An 18,809-nucleotide genomic window follows, 5' to 3' on the forward strand; every position below is an offset into this window, starting at 1 on the left:
AAGCGTTTCTTGGGACCAGCGTGACTTAGAACAGCGCGACCAGCGTGACTTAGAACAGCGCGACGCCGGTCAGTTCGGCGAGCCTGTCGGTGAGCTTGTCCTGGAAGCCGGGATCCGTGACCTCCGGTGCGGCTGTCCGCTGCCGGCGGTGGTGCCAGTACTTGCCGGAGACCAGGGCGCCGGGGTCGTTGCTGACGGCGAGCCAGCTTTGGGTGTCCTGGCCCAAGGCAAGGTCGTCCGGCGCGCCGGGGCCGCCCATCCTGGTGGGCACCCAGCCGGGGTCCACGGAGTTGCTGAGCACTGCGGGCCAGTGCCGCGCGACAGAAGCCGAGAGCGCGGAAACGCAGAGCTTGCTCTCCGAGTAAGCGGTGCTGGCACTCCAGCGCCGCTCGGTCCAGTCGATGTCCCGGAGATTGCCGTTCGCCCCGAGGTGCATGCCGCTGCTGATGTAGACCAGGCGGCCGGGCCGCTCGATCAGCGCGGTGAGCACGTAGGGCGCGAGCACATTGACCGCCAACGTGAGGGAGTGCCCCTCCGGGGTCGCGACGCGCGTGGGTGAAACGTAGACGCCGGCATTGTGGATGACGGCGTCCATCCGCCCGTGCCCGTTGACCTGCCCGGCGAGGTCCCGGATTTCGGCGGCGCTGCTGAGGTCCCCGATCACGATGCCGGCCGCCTGTGGAGCGAGCTGAGCGAGGGAAGCCGCGCGCTCCCTGGAGCGGGCGTGGAGCAGGACCTCATGGCCTTCGTCTAACAGCGTCCGGGCGCTGGCGAGTCCGAGCCCGTCGGTCGAACCGGTGATGAAAACGCGGGCCATGGGTGGTCCCTTCCGTCGTCTGGTGCTGGTGCCGGTGCTGGTGCCGGTGCAGGGCCGGCGACCGGCATCACCAGATGCTGACGCGCTCCTGCGGCGGCATCCACATGCCGTCCTGCTCGGTGACGCCGAACGCTTCGTGGAAGGCGTCTAGGTTCTTGGCGATCGCATTGGTGCGGAATTCGTTGGGGGAGTGCGGGTCTGTCGCCAGCCGGCGGACGGCTTCCTCCGTCCGGATGACCTGCCGCCACCCCGCGGCCCAGGACGCGAAGAACCGCTGGAACCCCGTCATCCCGTCGAGCACCGGCGGCTCCTGCCCGTCGAGGCTGATCAGGTAGGCCTTGTAGGCGATGGTGAGGCCCCCGAGGTCGCCGATGTTTTCGCCCAGGGTGAGCTTGCCGTTGACGTTATGGCCGGGCGCGGCCGTGGGGGAGAGGGCGTCGAATTGCGCCACCAGCTTGGAGGTCAGGGCCTCGAAGGCGGTGCGGTCGTCCTGGGTCCACCAGTTCCGGAGCAGGCCGCTGCCGTCATACTGCGAGCCCTGGTCATCGAAGCCGTGGCCGATTTCGTGCCCGATCACCGCGCCGATGCCGCCGTAGTTGACGGCGTCGTCGGCGTCGGCGGTGAAGAAGGGAGGCTGCAGTATGGCGGCGGGAAACACGATCTCGTTGAGCAGCGGGTGGTAGTAGGCGTTGACCGTCTGCGGGGTCATGAGCCACTTCTCCCGGTCCACGGGTTTGCCGACCTCGTCAAGGTGACGGTCGACGTCGGCGCTGTGCGCGCGCTCCACGTTCCCCAGCAGATCCGCGGGATCGACCTCGACGGCGGAGTAGTCGATCCACTTGTCCGGGTAGCCGATCTTGGCGCGGAAGGAGTCCAGCTTCTTGAGCGCCTCGAGCTTGGTTTCCTCGCCCATCCACTCCAGCCCCGTGATGGACTCCCGGTACGCCTCGATCAGGTTGGCCACGAGGCCCTGCATACGTGCCTTATTGCCTTCCGGGAAGTGCCGGGCAACGTAGATCTGGCCTACGGCCTCGCCGAGGGCCGCCTCGACTACCGCGACGCCGCGCTTCCAGCGGTCCTTGATCCGCGGCGTCCCGCTCAAGGTCGTGCCGTAGAAGGCGAAGTTCGCGTCCACGAACGCGGAGGACAGGTATGGGGCAGCGGCGCTGACGACGCGCATGGCGAGCCATTCCTGCCACGTGGCCAGCGGTTCGCTGTCCAGCAAGGAGGCGGCGCCGGAGAAGAAGTCGGGAGTGCTCATCACCAGTTCGGTGCGCTTTTCCGGGGCGATGCCGGCCGCGTCGAACCAGTCGGCCAGGAGCGGGAAGAGTTCCGCTGCCTCGGCGGCGGACTTCAGGTTGTACGTCTTCTGCGGATTCCGCAGCGTCACGTTGTCCCAGTGGTGCGAGGCCAGTGCGGTTTCCAGCGCGACGACCCGCCCGCCCGCGCCATCGGGATCGGCAACGCCGGCCAGGGCAAGCATGGCCTCGACGTGCTCCTGGTAGGCCTGGACCATGGCCGCGAACTTCTCTTCGCGGTAGTACGACTCGTCCGGAAGGCCGAGGCCGCCCTGGCCGGTGTAGAGCAGGATCCGGTCCGGGTTGCCGGCGTCCGGCGCGGGGTAGATGTAGAAGAGGCCGCCCACGTCGGCGCGGAACAGCCGTCCGGCCAGCGCCACGAGTTCGGGAACCGACGTCGTGGCGAACACCTCCGCCAGCCGGGCCCGGAGCGGATCCAGGCCCTTCGCCTCGGCCGCGGCCTCGTCCATGAAGCTGTTGTAGAGGTCCCCGATTTTCCGCTCGATGCCGGTGGCCTCTGCGCCGCGGGCGGCCGCCTGCTCGATGATCTCCTTCACGGCAAGCTCCGACGCGTCCCTCAGGGCCGTAAACGTGCCCTCCAGTGGCCGGTCGTCCGGAATGACCGTGCTCGTGAGCCAGCCGCCGTTCACGTACTGGTACAGGTCATCCTGCGGACGGACGCCGGCATCGATGGTGGACAGGTCGATCCCCGAAAGTGGCACGGATGCTCCTTTGAGAGGCAGGCCGGCACCGGAGCTTGTGTCGGTGCACGGTCTGCATAGTGGACGTTGCGGTGGTCTGGCTCCTTCATCTTACGCACCCGTGTTACTGTGAAAAGGTGCGCGCAGAACTGCTTCTCCTTAGCTGCCGCGGCGAGGCCTCAGACGCGATCTAGCGCAAGGCCAACCCTCGCTGCGGAGTTTGTGTTGCCCGGCCACCCTTTCACCAGGAATCACAGAAAAGGCCCCGATAGTAATGCGAAACGCACAGAAGCCCTCAGGAATGCCGGTCCACCGTTACATCCCGTTCCAGGACCAGATCACCGTTGAACTGCCGGACCGCACCTGGCCGGACAAGCTCATCACGAAGGCCCCGCGCTGGTGCGCCGTGGACCTGCGCGACGGCAACCAGGCCCTCATCGATCCCATGAGCCCGGCCCGCAAGCTGAAGATGTTCGACCTGCTGGTCCGGATGGGCTACAAGGAGATCGAGGTCGGCTTCCCCTCGGCGTCGCAGACGGACTTCGACTTCGTCCGGCAGCTGATCGAAGGCAACCACATCCCCGACGACGTCACGATCCAGGTGCTGACCCAGGCCCGTGAACACCTGATCGAGCGGACATACGAGTCCCTGGTCGGCGCGAAGCAGGCCATCGTCCACCTCTACAACTCCACGTCCGTCCTGCAGCGCCGCGTCGTGTTCAACCAGGACGAAGACGGCATCCTGGACATCGCCCTGCAGGGCGCCCGGCTGTGCAAGAAGTACGAGGAAACCCTCGTCGACACCCACATCACCTACGAATACTCGCCCGAATCCTTCACCGGAACCGAGCTGGACTACGCCGTGCGCGTCTGCAACGCGATCGCCGACGTCTTCGAGGCATCGGCGGACCGCCAGGTCATCATCAACCTGCCCGCCACGGTCGAGATGGCCACCCCGAATGTGTACGCCGACTCCATCGAATGGATGAGCCGGAACCTGCACCCGCGCGAAGGCATCATCCTGTCCCTGCACCCGCACAACGACCGCGGCACCGGCGTCGCCGCTGCCGAGCTCGGCTACCTGGCCGGCGCAGACCGGATCGAAGGCTGCCTCTTCGGCAACGGCGAGCGGACCGGCAACGTGGACCTGGTGACCCTGGGGCTGAACATGTTCGTCCAGGGCATCGATCCCATGATCGACTTCTCCAACATCGACGAAATCCGCCGCACGGTGGAGTACTGCAACCAGCTGCCGGTCGCCGAGCGCGTGCCGTACGGCGGGGACCTCGTCTTCACCGCGTTCTCCGGCTCGCACCAGGACGCCATCAAGAAGGGCCTGGAAGCCCTCGAAAAGGACGCCGCCGCCGCCGGCAAGGACGTCGCCGACTACACCTGGCAGGTTCCGTACCTGCCGGTCGACCCGAAGGACCTCGGCCGCAGCTACGAGGCCGTCATCCGCGTCAACTCGCAGTCCGGCAAGGGTGGCGTCGCCTACCTGCTGAAAAACGAGCACAACCTGGACCTGCCTCGCCGCGCCCAGATCGAGTTCTCCGGCGTCATCCAGAAGCAGACCGACACCGTGGGCGGCGAGGTCAGCGGTGCCCAGCTCTGGCAGGTCTTCCAGGACGAATACCTGCCGTCCACGGCCGCCGACACCCAGTGGGGACGCTACGCGCTCGGGGCGATTGGCACCGAAACGGACGAGGCCGGGGCGATGACCCTGACCGCGTCGCTGAAGATCGACGGCGCCCAGGTCCGCCGCACCGGCACCGGCAACGGCCCCATCGCGGCCCTGCTGAGCATCCTGCGCGAGGACGGCGTCGACGTCCGCGTGCTGGACTACAGCGAGCACGCCCTGTCCGAGGGCGGCAGCGCCCTGGCCGCCGCGTATGTCGAATGCGCCGTGGGCGAGCGGGTTCTGTGGGGTGTCGGGATCGACGCGAACACCATTACGGCCTCGCTCAAGGCAGTCATCTCGGCCGTGAACCGGGCCATCCGGGACGCCCGCGCCTGATTCGGCCCTTGACGCAACTGAGGCACAGCGCACTGCGCCGCCGGAACCTTCCGGCGGCGCAGTCTTCTTTGCTCCAACAGGGCGTTGCCCGTGCCGTGTTTCCGCACAGAGAGTGCGAAGATTAACTGTGGTCCAACAATCCTTTGCAGCGCGCGCCTACCGTGATGACGCCGTCGTGCTGCGCACCCACAAGCTGGGCGAGGCGGACCGGATCATCACGTTGCTGACAAAGCACCACGGCCAGGTCCGTGCGGTGGCCAAGGGTGTCCGCCGCACCAGCAGCCGTTTCGGCGCCCGGCTGGAGCCGTTCATGGTGGCCGATCTCCAACTGATTTCCGGCCGCACCCTGGACGTCGTGACGCAGGCCGTGGCCAAGGGCGCCTACGGCGGCAACATCGCCGCCGACTACGGCCGCTACACGGTGGCCGCGGCCATGACCGAGACGGCGGAGAGGCTCACCGACGTCGACGGCGAGGCCGGCACCGCCCAATACAACCTGCTGGTCGGAGCGCTGGCGTCGCTGAGCAGGGGCGACCACGCCCCCGAGCTCATCCTCGACTCGTACCTGCTGCGCGCCCTCGCGACCGGCGGCTGGGCGCCCAGCTTCACCGACTGCGCCAGGTGCGGTGCACCCGGCCCGCACACCGCCTTTTCCGCACCGCTGGGCGGCATGGTCTGCCCCGAGTGCCGGCCGCCGGGTTCCCCGGCGCCGGCCGCGGAGACGGTGCTCCTGCTGGGTGCCCTGCTCACCGGGAACTGGACGACGGCGGATGCCTCGGCGTCCCTTCACCGGCGGGAAGCGGCCGGCCTGGTGGCAAGTTACCTCCAGTGGCACCTGGAGAGAGTCCTGAAATCCCTCAAACATGTGGAGCGAACGTAGAAGTGGCCTTGGGAAGAAGCTTGGGAAGGAACCTGGAGAAGAGCCAGGCAAAGCAGGGTGCGGTCCGGCGCCGGACAGCCCCGGTGGTGGCCCCCTACCCGCACCCGTCCGGGGCAGTTCCGCCCGCCATCCCCGCGGAGTTCATTCCGCGGCACGTCGCGATCGTCATGGACGGCAACGGCCGCTGGGCCAACCAGCGCGGCCTGCCAAGGATCGAGGGCCACAAGGCGGGGGAGCCTGCCCTCCTGGACGTCATGGCCGGCGCGATCGAACTGGGGATCGAGCACGTCAGCGTGTACGCCTTCTCCACCGAGAACTGGCGCCGGTCCCCGGAGGAGGTGCGCTTCCTCATGGGATTCAACAAGGACGTGCTGCGCCGGCAGCGGAACCAGCTCGATGAGTGGGGGGTCCGCATCCGCTGGTCCGGGCGGCGCCCGAAACTGTGGGGCTCGGTGATCCGGGAACTCGAAGAGGCCGAGGACTACACCCGCGGCAACAGCACCTGCACCCTGAACATGTGTGTCAACTACGGCGGACGCGCCGAGATCGCCGATGCCGTCGCCGCGATCGCGGAGGAAGTGGCGCAGGGCCGGCTCAAGCCGGGGGCCATCACCGAACGGACCATCCAGAAGTTCCTGGACGAGCCCGACCTGCCGGATGTTGACCTGTTCCTGCGCAGCTCCGGCGAGCAACGGCTCTCCAACTTCATGCTGTGGCAGTCCGCCTACGCCGAATTCGTGTTCCTGGACACCCTGTGGCCGGACGTGGACCGGCGGACGCTCTGGGACGCCGTCGAGATCTATGCCCAGCGCGACCGGCGGTACGGCGGAGCCGTCGACGCCGCTCCCGCCACAGGCAGCCAAGGCGCCTGAGCCTCAATCAAACACGTAGGCCCTCATCCAGCGGGACAGCCGGGAATAAGCGTCCGCGCGGACCCGCGGCGCCGAGAGGAAGACGTCGTGCAGCGCGCCGTCGATCCGTTCCAGCGTGACGGTGCGGCCCAGGCTCAGGGCGCGCAGGGCGATTGTGTTGACGTCCAGGACCGCGTCGGTGCGGCGCATGGACTCCTTCCAGAACATCCCGTTGGCGCTGGCCGCTGAGATGAGCACGAGGATGGGTACGTCGATGGTCAGGCCGCGGGCCACCTTGGACTGTCCGGAGAGCACGGCGCTGAGCCAGCCGGCACGGACCGGAAAGGCATGGGGCGGACGGTAGGCGTCGTCCAATGCCCATTCGCCCTCCGCCGCGCTGCTGATGCTGCGCCAGTAGAAGGCCCGCTCCGGCAGCCGGATCACCGACTCGGGCCAGAACCGGGCGAAGGGCTCCACCATGGTCCGCGCGGCGCGGCGCAACGCCGGGCTGCCATGGACTTCCAGCCACGGACTGTCCAGGACCAGCTGCGACGCCACTCCCGGATGCCGGTCCGCCCACAGCGCCGCGATCAGCCCGCCGGTGGAATGGCCCATGAGCGCCAGCTGCGGCGCCGCGCCGGCCGGCCGGAGCGAGGCGATGATGCCGATCGCCGCCGTGATCTCGGCATCGTAGTTGTCCAGGTCCGCGACGTAGCCGCCGTGGGTTCCTGGCCGGAGGCTGCGGCCGTGGTTGTGCATGTCCAGGGCGAAGAACTCAAAGCCCTTGCCGGTCCAGAACTCCGCAAGTTCCTCGTTGAAGAAGTAGTCACTCCACCCGTGCAGGAACAGGACCGCCCGCGGCGGCAGCGCGGCTCCTGTCCCGGCTGCGGCGGCGCCTTCCGGGCCGGCGGGCGTGTGACGGACCAGGGTGGCGGTGCGCAGTACGCCGTCGGGGCCGGCCGCCTCGAAGGCACACGCCTGGAAATCGTCCCCCAGGATGTCGGTCTGCCACTGCATCGACATTCCTCCCATGCTTCTGACTGTGCTGCTGACTAGACGGCCAGCGCCGCGGCGCGGCCCGCTGAGCGACCGGAGAAGAGGCATCCGCCCAGGAAGGTCCCCTCGAGCGCGCGGTAGCCGTGGATTCCGCCTCCGCCGAACCCGGCGGCCTCACCGGCCGCGAACAGTCCCGGTACGGGCTGACCGGCGGCGTCCAGCACCCGCGACTGCAGATCCGTGTGGAGGCCGCCAAGGCTCTTGCGCGTCAGGACGGAGAGCCGGACGGCAAGCAGCGGCCCGTGCCGCGGATCCGTGAGCCGGTGCGGTGGCGCCACCCGCATGATCTTGTCCGTGGCGAAGCGGCGGGCGGCCCGGATGGCGGCCAGCTGCGGATCCTTGCCCAACCCGCTCGAAAACTGCCGGTCGCGGGCACGGACCAGGCGCTCCAGTTCCGTGGCATCAATGAGCCCGGCGCCGGTGAGGTCGTTCATCTTTCCGGCCAGCCCGGCGGGAGTCTTGGCCTGCAGGAAGTCGACCCCGCGGTCCAGGAACCGCTGGAGCGGCGTGTCGCTGCCCGGCCGCAGCCGCGAGGCCAGCAGCCGGACGTCCTTGCCCGTGAGATCGGGGTTTTGCTCGGAGCCGGAAAGTGCGAACTCCTTCAGGGCAATCGTCCTGTTAAGGACGAACCACGAATGGGCATGTCCGGTGGACAGAATGTGGCGCAGCGCCCCGAGGGAGTCGAAGCCGGGAAACAGGGGAGGGGGGAGCATCCGCCCCGCCGCATCCAGCCACAGGGCCGAAGGCCCGGGCAGGATCCGGATGCCGTGCCGCGGCCAGACCGGGGAATGGTTATGGATGCCCTCCGGGTAGTGCCACATCCGGTCGCCGTTAATGAGGTTCCCGCCGGCCTGGCTCACGGCCGGCAGAAAGTCTCCGTCCACCGAGGCGGGCACACCGCTCAGCATCGTTTCCGGCGCTCCGCCTCCCGGCCACTGTCTGCGGACCGACTCGTGGTTCCCGCCGATCCCGCCGGTCGTGACCACGACAGCTGCTGCCGCTGCCTCGAAGTTGCCGGCCCGGTGCCTGGAGGATTTTTCGCCCCGCCCCGCAGCGCTGGACTCGAGCAGCTCGCCGCGGACGCCGCTGATCCGGCCCGCAGTCTTGACGAGCCCGGTGGCGCGGTGCCGGAAATGGAAGCTCACGCGTCCGGCGTCAACGCCTTCACGGAGTTTTGCCAGGAAGGGCGCCAGCAGGGCGGGTCCCGTGCCCCAGACGACGTGGAAGCGCGGGACCGTGTTGCCGTGGCCGTCCGGGCCGTAGCCGCCGCGTTCGGCCCACTGCACCAGGGGAAACAGCCCGACGCCCAGCGCGGCGAGCCAGGCGCGCTTTTCCCCGGCCGCGAAGTTCACGTACGCCGCCGCCCACTCCTTCGCCAGCGCATCCTCGGGCCGGTCGAATCCTGCGGACGCGTGCCAGTCGGCGAGGGCCAGCTCTTCACTGTCCCGCACGCCGAGCCGGCGCTGTTCGGGGGAGTTGACCAGGAAGAGGCCGCCAAAGGACCAGTGTGCCTGGCCGCCGACGGATGCCTCCGGCTCCTGATCCAGCAGCGCCACCCGCCGGCCGGCAGCATACGCCTGCGCCGCGGCCACGAGCCCGGCCAGGCCCGCGCCGACCACCACGACATCGGCCTCGATCCCGCGCCCCGGCACCCCACGGCTGCCCGTCCCGACACCATCAATGCTGGTCATGGCTTCATGCTAACGCGCCCCGGGGTTCTTGGGCGCCGCATCCACGGCACGCAGCACCGCAGTTGCAACGGCTGTCATACCGGCTGTCATACCGGCAGTCATAACGGTTGCCCGTAGCGCGCTGGTTTGGTCTGGACGGCCCGAACCGGAAAACTAGAGGCATGCGCGTATATCCCACATTCTTCCGGCTGGCCTTCTCATGGATGGACGCCGAACGCGCCCATAAGATCGGGTTCAAAGCCATCCGGCTCGCCCACAGCTGCGGCGCCGGCCGGGTGCTGCAGAAGTTCACCGCCCCGGCGGCGTCCCTGCAGACCGAGGCGTTTGGCCTGACCTTTCCGTCGCCGTTCGGCCTCGCGGCCGGCTTCGACAAGGAAGGCCACGGCATCGAGGCGCTCACCGAGCTCGGCTTCGGCCACGTGGAAGTCGGCACCATCACCGGCCAGGCCCAGCCCGGCAACCCGGCACCCCGGCTCTTCCGCCTCGTGGAGGACCGGGCCGTCATCAACCGGATGGGGTTCAACAACGACGGCGCCGCGGCGGTGGCTCCGCGTCTGAAGTCCGCCCGGGCCGCCCTGCAGCGGCATTACCCCGGCGTGCGGCCCGTGATCGGGGTCAACATCGGCAAGAGCAAGGTGGTGGGACTAGAGGATGCAGTCTCCGACTATCTGATCAGCGCACGCAGCCTCGCCCCGGCCGCCGACTACCTGGTGGTCAATGTCAGCTCGCCCAACACGCCCGGCCTGCGGCTGCTGCAGGACGTCGAGACCCTGCGCCCGTTGTTGACCGCCGTCGGCGAGGAAGCGGACAAAGCGGCGGGCCGCCACGTTCCGCTCCTGGTCAAGATCGCACCCGACCTCAGCGACGAGGACATCGACGACGTCGCGCGCCTGGCGCTGGACCTGAAGCTGGACGGCATCATCGCGACCAACACCACCATCGCCCGCACCGGACTCTCGGCCAGCCCGGAGAAGGTCGAGGTCTGCGGGGCCGGGGGACTCTCCGGGGCGCCCCTGAAGAAGCGGGCGCTGGAGGTCCTGGCCCGGCTTAAGTCCGTTACGGGCGGCGCACTGACCCTCGTCTCCGTGGGCGGCGTCGAAACCGCCCAGGATGTGCAGGCGCGGCTGGACGCCGGCGCCACCCTCGTCCAGGGCTACACGGCGTTTCTGTACGAAGGCCCGTTCTGGGCCGCCCGCATCAACCGGCTGCTGGCCACGCACCCGAGCCGGCGCTAAGCCGCCGCGGGCCGGGCCACCTGCCCCGCGCGACGAAGCCCCCGGCAGTATTGAACTGCCGGGGGCTTCGTGGTTGGAAATCCTAGGGACAAATGATCAGGCGGGGAACTCTCCGCGGCTGACCTGGGGCTTGGGCAGGCGCAGCCGGCGGAACTGCAGGGAGCGCATCGAGCCGTACCAGACGGTGCCGCGTTCCACCTCGCCGAACTTCTCGCTGAGCCGCTTCTTGAGCTTGCGGGAGAGGATGAAGACATCCACGAAGACGGCCAGGAACATAACCCAGAAGGCGCCCAGGACGTAGATCATCTGCTGGCTGGAAGCCGGCACCAGCAGCGAGATGACGACGAACAGGAGTGCCCCGAACATGAGGTACTCGCCCAGGCTGAAGCGGGCATCGACGTAGTCACGGGTGAAACGCTTCTGCGGACCTTTGTCGCGCACCGGCAGGAACTTCTCGTCACCGCTGTCCATGGCCTGCCGCATCTTGAGCCGCTGTTCCGTGACGGCGGCGCGCTCGGCCGCCTTGGAAGCCTTGCGGTCTTCCGGCACGAGCGGCCGCTTGCGGGCGGCCTCCTGGGCGCTCCGCTTGGGCGTGGGCGCGCCCTTGCCGGTCACGGTGCCCCGGGCTGCCGCCTCGGCCGCCTGCTGGTCAACTACGTTCTGCGCCGCGGGCGCTTCCTTTTTTCGTCCAAACACCCCTAAAGAATACCCCGCAGATCCCGGCGCGAGACCCAGCACACACGCGGTCAGCCACGCCCTCACGCTGTTTGCCGTGATCCAGCACACGGTAGTGTTTTCGCCATGACTTCATCAACTGCGGGGAACCCGCAAACCACCATGGACCACGCCGGCACCATCGATGCCGAGGCCCTCCGCCAGGCCGTGACGGAATCGTTCGATGAAACGATCAGCCGGCTGAAAGACCTTGTCGCCATTCCGGGCATCGCCTGGCCCAGCTTTGACCCGGCCCCGCTGAACCGCAGCGCAGACGCCGTCGCCGGCCTCGTGCGCGCCAGCGGCTTCGAGGACGTCCGGATCCTCCGCTGCGACAAGGAAGACGGAACGCCAGGCGGGCCCGCCGTCGTCGCCCGCCGCCCGGCCGCCGCCGGCAAGCCCACCGTTCTGCTCTACGCCCACCACGACGTCCAGCCCACCGGCGACCTCGCGCTGTGGGAAACCGACCCCTTTACCGCCGTCGAACGCGACGGGCGGCTCTTCGGCCGCGGCGCCGCGGATGACAAAGCGGGCATCCTCGCCCATGTCGCCGCCTACTCCGCCGTGACGCGCGTGCTCGGTGACGAGCTTGGCCTCGGCGTGACATTCTTCTTCGAAGGGGAAGAAGAGGCCGGTTCACCGACGTTCCGGACATTCCTCGAGACCCACCGCGAACTGCTGCGCGCTGACGTGATCGTCGTGGCCGACTCCAGCAACTGGAAGGTCGGCATCCCGGCCCTGACCACGAGCCTGCGCGGCCTGGTGGACGGCACCATCGAAGTCAAGGTGCTCGACCACGCGGTGCATTCGGGCATGTTCGGCGGTCCGGTGCTTGACGCGCCGACCCTGCTGTCCCGTCTGATCGCGACCCTTCACGACGCCGATGGCAGCGTCGCGATCGAGGGCCTCGTGAGCCGTGACGACGTCACCGTGGACCTGACCGAAGAGGAATACCGGGCGGACGCTTCCGTGCTCGACGGCGTCAAGCTCGCCGGGACCGGGAGCATTGCCTCACGCATGTGGACCAAGCCGGCCCTGTCGATCATCGGTTTTGACGCTCCGGCCGTCGACGTCGCCTCCAACACCCTGCTGCCCCGCGCCCGGGCCAAGTTCAGCCTGCGGCTGGCTCCCGGGCAGGATCCGGCAGCCGCCATGGAAGCCGTCCGCAAGCACGTCGAAGCCAATGCGCCGTTCGGCGCGCAGGTGGTGTTCACGCCGGGGGAGAGCGGCAACTCCTTCTTGACGGACACGGCTTCCAAGGCCGCGGGCGTGGCCATGTGGGCCCTCGGCGAAGCCTGGGGCGTACCGGCGGTGGAAATGGGGATCGGCGGGTCCATCCCGTTCATCGCGGACTTGACCGAGCTGTACCCGGACGTGCAGATCCTGGTGACCGGCGTCGAGGATCCGGATTCCCGCGCGCACAGCGCCAATGAATCCCTCCACCTGGGCGACTTCCGGAACGCGATCATCGCCGAGGCGCTGCTGCTGGCGCGCCTCAACGAGGAAGGGGCGCTCTAACCTCCGTTCCCGGGGAACATCCAGCGTGCTGGGACGGTTACGTCAGGAGTTAGAGCTACAGGGCTGATCGACGTAGCATGTAGCTATAGCCCATACCGTTTAAGTAGGGGCGGGCACCGCGCAAGCGGGGCCGCCACCACCGTTGCAAGAAGGTAGGCCATGAGCACTACAACCAATGAAAACAGCGCCGACGCCACGGCCCCCGAGGCCGGCGAGCTGGCCACGCACGAAGTCATGCTGACTGACGTCGCGGCCGGCAAGGTCCGCAGCCTCCTCGAGCAGGAAGGCCGCACTGATCTGCGCCTGCGCGTTGCCGTGCAGCCCGGCGGTTGCTCCGGCCTGATCTACCAGCTCTACTTCGACGAGCGCCTGCTCGACGGAGACGCTGTGCGCGACTACGACGGCGTGGAAGTCGTCGTCGACAAGATGAGCGTTCCCTATCTCAGCGGTGCCAGCATCGACTTCGAGGACACCATCTCGAAGCAGGGCTTCACGATCGACAATCCGAATGCCGGCGGCTCCTGCGCCTGCGGGGATTCTTTCCACTAATTCCTTCCACTAAGGCCGGGCATATTGCCCGGCCTTAGTGCCGCCCGGGCCTCAACGAGCGGGACCCGGAAAAAGGTCCCGACGCACGGCGCGGACATGTGGGCGAAAACTCCCGGGGAGCGGTAAGCTCTACACCGAGTAGTAAAACTTTTCGTTTGCCCTGCCCGTAATTCGCGGGGCAACAGCAACAAGTAGGAAGGGCCGTCTGTGAGTTCGCAGAACCGAACCGGCAGCCGACGCAAACAGATCACTACGATCACTGGCTTGGCACTAGCCGGCGCGTTGGCTTTGACTGGATGTTCACCAGAGGTACAGAGGGGCTGGTTGCCCACCGAACGTGGCACCACCAGTAATACTGACCGCATCATGGACCTCTGGGTCAACTCATGGATTGCCGCGCTGGTCGTCGGCATCATCACTTGGGGCCTGATGATTTGGTGCATCGTTGCTTACCGCCGCCGCAAAGGCACGGTGGGCTTCCCCCGTCAGAACAGCTTCAACCTTCCCCTGGAAGTGTTCTACCTGACGATCCCGCTCTTCATGGTCCTGGTGTTCTTCTACTTCACCGACCGCGACCAGCAGCAGATCGATGACCGCTCCAAGCCGGCCGACGTCGTCGTCGACGTCCGCGGCAAGCAGTGGGCATGGGACTTCAACTACAAGAAGGGCGACGTCATCACCGACGACGTCCACGAAGCCGGCGTCCAGGCCCACCTGACCGGTAACGACGTGGACAAGGAAAAGCTGCCCACCCTTTACCTGCCGGTCAACAAGTCGGTTGACCTCGAACTGAATTCCCGCGATGTCATCCACTCCTTCTGGGTGCCTGCCTTCCTGCAGAAGCGCGACATGATCCCCGGCAAGACCAACTACATCCGGTTCACTCCCACCAAGGAGGGAACCTACGACGGCAAGTGTGCCGAACTTTGTGGCGAGTACCACTCCGAAATGCTGTTCCGCGTGAAGGTTGTCTCCGACTCGGAGTTCCAGGCGCACATGAACCAGTTGCGCCAGGACGGGAACACCGGCCTGCTCGGTGACGAGTACGACCGCAACCCGGTCCCGACCGAAACCAAGTAAGGGGAGCGACGTGGCAACTTACACTCAATCCGCCGGGATCCTCGAGGCTCCCGTAGTACCCAAATCCAAGGGACGCATCGTCGTCAACTGGATCACCTCGACCGACCACAAGACGATCGGGTACATGTACCTGATCGCGTCGTTCATCTTCTTCTGCTTCGGCGGCATCATGGCGCTGCTGATCCGTGCCGAGCTCTTCGAGCCGGGCATGCAGATCCTGCAGACCAAAGAGCAGTACAACCAGCTCTTCACCATGCACGGCACAGTGATGCTCCTGATGTTCGCGACGCCGCTCTTCGCCGGCTTCACCAACGTCATCATGCCCCTGCAGATCGGTGCACCCGACGTCGCGTTCCCGCGACTGAACGCACTGGCCTTCTGGTTCTTCCTCTTCGGTTCCACCATTGCGGTGTCCGGCTTCATCACCCCGCAGGGCGCCGCGTCCTTCGGCTGGTTCGCCTACGCGCCGCTGTCTGACACGACGTTCAGCCCCGGCGTGGGCGGTGACCTCTGGGTCTTCGGCCTGGCGCTCTCCGGCTTCGGCACCATCCTCGGCGCCGTCAACTTCATCACCACGATCATCTGCATGCGTGCCCCCGGCATGACCATGTGGCGCATGCCGATCTTCACCTGGAACGCACTCGTGACGTCCATCCTGGTCCTGATGGCCTTCCCGCCGCTGGCCGCCGCACTGTTTGCGCTCGGTGCCGACCGCCGCTTTGGCGCTCACATCTTCGACCCCGCGAACGGCGGTGCCGTCCTCTGGCAGCACCTGTTCTGGTTCTTCGGCCACCCTGAGGTGTACATCATCGCCCTGCCGTTCTTCGGCATCGTCTCGGAGATCTTCCCGGTCTTCAGCCGCAAGCCGATCTTCGGCTACAAGGGCCTGGTCTACGCGACCATCTCCATCGCCGCACTGTCCGTGACCGTGTGGGCACACCACATGTACGTCACCGGCTCGGTCCTGTTGCCGTTCTTCTCCTTCATGACGATGCTGATCGCCGTTCCGACCGGTGTGAAGTTCTTCAACTGGATCGGCACCATGTGGCGGGGTTCCATCACCTTTGAAACCCCCATGCTGTGGAGCATCGGCTTCCTGGCGACCTTCCTCTTCGGTGGCCTGACCGGCATCATCCTGGCCTCGCCGCCGCTGGACTTCCACGTCTCGGACTCCTACTTCGTCGTGGCGCACTTCCACTACGTGGTCTTCGGTACGGTCGTGTTCGCCATGTTCGCGGGCTTCTACTTCTGGTGGCCCAAGTGGACCGGCAAGATGCTCAACGAGCGTCTCGGCAAGATCCACTTCTGGATGCTGTTCCTGGGCTTCCACGGCACCTTCCTGATCCAGCACTGGCTGGGTGTCGAGGGTATGCCGCGCCGCTACGCCGACTACCTGCCGCAGGACAACTTCACGTGGATGAACCAGTTCTCCACCATCTCCTCGTTCGTCCTGGGCGCCTCGCTGATCCCGTTCTTCTGGAACATCTACATCACCTGGCGCAGCAACGACCGCGTGGAAGTTGATGACCCGTGGGGCTTCGGTGCCTCGCTCGAGTGGGCCACGTCCTGCCCGCCGCCGCGCCACAACTTCACGTCCCTGCCCCGCATCCGCTCCGAACGTCCCGCGCTGGACCTGCACCACCCGGAGCTCTCCCAGAACTACACCGTCGATTCTCCTGCTCCGGCAGCAGCAGCGCTCGGTAACGCCGACCAGAAGGACTCCGGCAAGTGAAAATCGAATCAAGGATCTTTGGCCTCGGCGTCTTCTTCTTTGTCCCGGTGGCGTTCATTTACGGGTACCTGACGAACTGGACCGAATGGGTGGGAGCACTTGCCATCCTGCTGGTCGGTGGCCTTGCCGGCATGATCGGTGCCTACCTCGGCTTCACCGGCCGGCGCGTGGGTATGCGACCCGAGGACCGCAACGACGCCGAAATCCACGAAGGTGCCGGCGAACAGGGCCACTTCAGCCCCTGGAGCTGGTGGCCGCTGGTTCTCGGCATCGCCTGCGCTACCGGATTCCTCGGCATGGCCGTCGGATTCTGGATTGTCTTCATCGCGGGCGGCCTCGCGGTCGTCGCCCTGGTCGGCTGGGTCTACGAGTACAGCCGCGGTGACCACGCTCACTAGCGTCCACACGGACAAATCTCCATAACGCATACGACGGCGGGCCCCACCACAAAGGGCGGTTTCTAGGGGTCGTTGCAACACCTGTTGGTTAGGTGGTTAGTAGTAAATCACGTAGGCGCTCGGCTGGAGTTTTCCAGCCGAGCGTTTTGCGTGGGCGTCCGTTGAGTTCCTGGGCGACGTGTTCGAGGTCTTCGGGTCCGTAGACGGAGAGGTCGGTGCCTTTGGGGAAGTACTGGCGCAGCAGCCCGTTGGTGTTCTCGTTCGAGCCGCGTTGCCAGGGGCTTCCGGGGTCGCAGAAATAGACCTGCATATCGGTGGCGAGGGTGAAGGATTTATGTCCTGCCATTTCCGCGCCCTGGTCCCACGTCAGGGAGCCTCGCAGGTGCTCCGGCAGGGTGGCCATGGTCTTGATGAGTCCGTCACGGACGGTTTCGGCCGTGTGGTCATGTGGCAGGTGGACGAGCATCACGTAACGGGTGGTGCGTTCGACCAGGGTCGCGATCGCTGACTGGTTGTAGGCGCCGGTAATAAGGTCCCCCTCCCAATGGCCTGGCACGGCGCGGTCCTCGATCTCGGGCGGACGCTCGGAGATCATGACCATGGGGTCCACGAACCGGGGAGTGCGTTGTTCCCCGGTGTTGTGCGGTTTGCGACGTGTCCGGCTGCTGCGCAGGGCTGCCTGTATCTCGCGTTTGAGTCCGCCTCTGGCCTGGACGTAGAGGGCTTGGTAGATCGTCTCTGGGCTCACGCGCATCTCCGGGTTGTCGGGGAACTCCTCGACCAGCGTGTGGCTGATCTGCTCCGGTGACCAGCGTAGGAGCAGTTTGTTCTTCACATAGTCACGCAGATCCGACTCTCCCGCGAGTTTGGCGGGTTTGGGCCGCGCCCGCCGGGCAGTGGCCTTCCGGTGCGCCGCGTGGGGCAGGTAGCCCATCCGTTGATCGGTATTCCGGCCCAGCTCGCGGCTGATCGTTGAAGGCGATCGTCCCAGGGTATGGGCAATCGCCCTGATCGATGCACCGGAGGCCGTCAGGTCCCGGATCATCTCCCGCTCCTGGACGCTGAGGTATCGCGGATCGATAGGTTTCTCAAGGGCCGGGATCGATACCGGGGGCCGGGCAGGCGGTTTCCCGGCGGGACGGGCAGAAGCAGTCAAAGAGTCCACGTCTTGGTTGTAGTTCATTCCGCGTCCGGTCGGATAAATGCGTCGCCCGCCGGATTTCCTGACACCCAGATCCCATTCCCGGGCCTGGCCACGGGGAACGTCCAGAGCCTTAGCGGCCTCGCGCCGGCTCAGTCCCGTAGCACGCAGCCGCACGTATTCTTCTCGTCGGCGGTGGCTCACGGGCCGGCTGGCAATGCCCGCCTCGCGTGCCCAGCGGGACGCGGTGTCTACGTTCAGGCCGAGCTCGGTGGCAGCAACAGTGGCGCTCCCTTCCCGCTCGAGAACGGAGAAGAACTCCCTTTTCTGTTCAAGCGTGTACTTGGCTCTGACCGCGGAAGTCAGGCCGGCCTTTCGAACCCACTGATAGCAGGTGTTCCGGTTCAATCCGAGCTCTGCCGCGGCGTCCGTCACACTTCCAAGTCGATCAAAGACCCGGAAGAACTCTTCCCTCTGCTGAACAGTCGATCTCGCATACTTCCGGAACTCCGATGAAGCGTCGCTTAAATGCGGCACGGTCGTTGCAACTCCCAAAATCTATGGGTGTTGCAACGACCGTTAGAACCCAAGAAGGTGGGGCCCGCCGTCGTATGCGTGCTTAAGGCTGGGGAAGTTCAGAGAGCGGTCCGCAGGCGGGGCGGTAATCCGAGTCCGCACCGCGAACCGGGAGCGCCGCCCAGGGGCCTCAGGCGGCGGCCGCCGATTCGAGGAGGATCCTAAGCTCCTCGAGTGCGTTCTCTGCCTGCGCCAGGGTGAAACGGTCCGGGAGGGCGTCCGCCGCGACGGCAAGCTCCACTTCACAGCCACATGCGAAGTCCTCGGTCATGACCTCCAGCAGCGAGCGGGCGTCCACGCCCGGTCTGCCGTCCTTGCTGATGGTCACCGGAAGCCCGGTGGCGGTGACGGCGCGGACAAATACCGCCGCCGGGCGGGCGTGAAGGCCGATGGCGGCCGTGACGATTGCCTTGCGAACTGGCAACGGGACTCCCTTGTGCTGGTGCAGGTTCTGCTCATGATGGTCTGGCGGACGCGCGCATCCGGACGGGGAACCAGTCCGGAGCGACAGGATCAGGTCACCCGGTGCCGGTCCGTATCTTCAAGGGTAGTCGCGGG

At 66.7% G+C, this 18,809-nt stretch carries 16 protein-coding genes; 9 read left to right on the forward strand and 7 right to left on the reverse strand.

The features are described from left to right. Nucleotides 1-49: 49 nt before the first annotated feature. Both ACVWZ7_RS20950 and ACVWZ7_RS20955 read right to left on the reverse strand, forming a co-directional pair. A complete protein-coding gene (locus tag ACVWZ7_RS20950) occupies nucleotides 50-817 on the reverse strand; it encodes an SDR family NAD(P)-dependent oxidoreductase (RefSeq protein ID WP_456508990.1) in 768 nt (255 codons plus the stop codon). A 67-nt stretch (nucleotides 818-884) separates the two neighbouring features. Next, nucleotides 885-2,837, reverse strand: a complete 1,953-nt coding sequence (locus ACVWZ7_RS20955) for a M13 family metallopeptidase (protein WP_344367428.1) — start codon at nucleotides 2,835-2,837, stop codon at nucleotides 885-887. 253 nt (nucleotides 2,838-3,090) lie between these two features. Here ACVWZ7_RS20955 and leuA point away from each other — a divergent pair, with 253 nt between their 5' ends. The 3 genes from leuA (at nucleotide 3,091) to ACVWZ7_RS20970 (ending at nucleotide 6,582) form a co-directional block, all read left to right on the forward strand. Next, complete coding sequence (gene leuA / locus ACVWZ7_RS20960; protein ID WP_344367427.1) at nucleotides 3,091-4,830, forward strand: 2-isopropylmalate synthase; 1,740 nt, start codon at nucleotides 3,091-3,093, stop codon at nucleotides 4,828-4,830. 127 nt (nucleotides 4,831-4,957) lie between these two features. Beyond that, entirely contained in the window at nucleotides 4,958-5,710 is a 753-nt protein-coding gene (gene recO / locus ACVWZ7_RS20965) for a DNA repair protein RecO (RefSeq protein WP_344367426.1), read from the forward strand. 20 nt (nucleotides 5,711-5,730) lie between these two features. After that, nucleotides 5,731-6,582, forward strand: a complete 852-nt coding sequence (locus ACVWZ7_RS20970) for an isoprenyl transferase (protein ID WP_344367425.1) — start codon at nucleotides 5,731-5,733, stop codon at nucleotides 6,580-6,582. Nucleotides 6,583-6,585: 3 nt separating this feature from the next. Here the strand turns inward: ACVWZ7_RS20970 and ACVWZ7_RS20975 are convergent, their stop codons facing one another. Together ACVWZ7_RS20975 and ACVWZ7_RS20980 are read right to left on the reverse strand one after the other, a co-directional pair. After that, the gene (locus ACVWZ7_RS20975; protein WP_456508991.1) at nucleotides 6,586-7,578 is read right to left on the reverse strand and encodes an alpha/beta hydrolase; all 993 of its coding nucleotides are present in this window, start codon (nucleotides 7,576-7,578) and stop codon (nucleotides 6,586-6,588) included. A gap of 35 nt (nucleotides 7,579-7,613) precedes the next feature. After that, nucleotides 7,614-9,308, reverse strand: a complete 1,695-nt coding sequence (locus ACVWZ7_RS20980) for an FAD-binding dehydrogenase (RefSeq protein ID WP_456508992.1) — start codon at nucleotides 9,306-9,308, stop codon at nucleotides 7,614-7,616. A gap of 161 nt (nucleotides 9,309-9,469) precedes the next feature. Between ACVWZ7_RS20980 and ACVWZ7_RS20985 the strand changes: the two genes are divergently transcribed. Further along, on the forward strand, nucleotides 9,470-10,543 hold the full coding sequence (locus ACVWZ7_RS20985) for a quinone-dependent dihydroorotate dehydrogenase (RefSeq protein WP_456508993.1): 1,074 nt from the start codon (nucleotides 9,470-9,472) through the stop codon (nucleotides 10,541-10,543). Between the two features lie 96 nt (nucleotides 10,544-10,639). On the opposite strand, the gene ACVWZ7_RS20990 is transcribed toward ACVWZ7_RS20985, so the two are convergent. Further along, on the reverse strand, nucleotides 10,640-11,239 hold the full coding sequence (locus tag ACVWZ7_RS20990) for a DUF3043 domain-containing protein (protein WP_116767703.1): 600 nt from the start codon (nucleotides 11,237-11,239) through the stop codon (nucleotides 10,640-10,642). A gap of 105 nt (nucleotides 11,240-11,344) precedes the next feature. On the opposite strand from ACVWZ7_RS20990, the gene ACVWZ7_RS20995 reads away from it, so the two are divergent. The 5 genes from ACVWZ7_RS20995 to ACVWZ7_RS21015 all read left to right on the forward strand — a co-directional run bounded on the left by ACVWZ7_RS20995 (nucleotide 11,345) and on the right by ACVWZ7_RS21015 (nucleotide 16,534). Further along, complete coding sequence (locus tag ACVWZ7_RS20995) at nucleotides 11,345-12,775, forward strand: dipeptidase (protein ID WP_202615893.1); 1,431 nt, start codon at nucleotides 11,345-11,347, stop codon at nucleotides 12,773-12,775. A gap of 159 nt (nucleotides 12,776-12,934) precedes the next feature. Next, nucleotides 12,935-13,324, forward strand: coding sequence for a HesB/IscA family protein (locus ACVWZ7_RS21000; protein WP_091251656.1), 390 nt, complete (start codon nucleotides 12,935-12,937; stop codon nucleotides 13,322-13,324). 207 nt (nucleotides 13,325-13,531) lie between these two features. Next, on the forward strand, nucleotides 13,532-14,404 hold the full coding sequence (ctaC, locus tag ACVWZ7_RS21005; protein ID WP_116767707.1) for an aa3-type cytochrome oxidase subunit II: 873 nt from the start codon (nucleotides 13,532-13,534) through the stop codon (nucleotides 14,402-14,404). 10 nt (nucleotides 14,405-14,414) lie between these two features. Next, a complete protein-coding gene (gene ctaD, locus ACVWZ7_RS21010; RefSeq protein ID WP_116767708.1) occupies nucleotides 14,415-16,136 on the forward strand; it encodes an aa3-type cytochrome oxidase subunit I in 1,722 nt (573 codons plus the stop codon). Further along, nucleotides 16,133-16,534 (forward strand): cytochrome c oxidase subunit 4, encoded by a 402-nt coding sequence (locus ACVWZ7_RS21015; protein WP_116767710.1) that lies wholly within the window; start codon nucleotides 16,133-16,135, stop codon nucleotides 16,532-16,534. The genes ctaD and ACVWZ7_RS21015 overlap by 4 nt, the downstream gene beginning before the upstream one ends. Nucleotides 16,535-16,622: 88 nt before the next feature. Here the strand turns inward: ACVWZ7_RS21015 and ACVWZ7_RS21020 are convergent, their stop codons facing one another. Further along, nucleotides 16,623-17,831 (reverse strand): IS30 family transposase, encoded by a 1,209-nt coding sequence (locus ACVWZ7_RS21020; RefSeq protein WP_456509162.1) that lies wholly within the window; start codon nucleotides 17,829-17,831, stop codon nucleotides 16,623-16,625. 550 nt (nucleotides 17,832-18,381) lie between these two features. After that, nucleotides 18,382-18,675, reverse strand: coding sequence for an HPr family phosphocarrier protein (locus ACVWZ7_RS21025; protein ID WP_456508994.1), 294 nt, complete (start codon nucleotides 18,673-18,675; stop codon nucleotides 18,382-18,384). Nucleotides 18,676-18,809: the final 134 nt, after the last annotated feature.

This window comes from Arthrobacter sp. TE12232 (assembly GCF_054062615.1).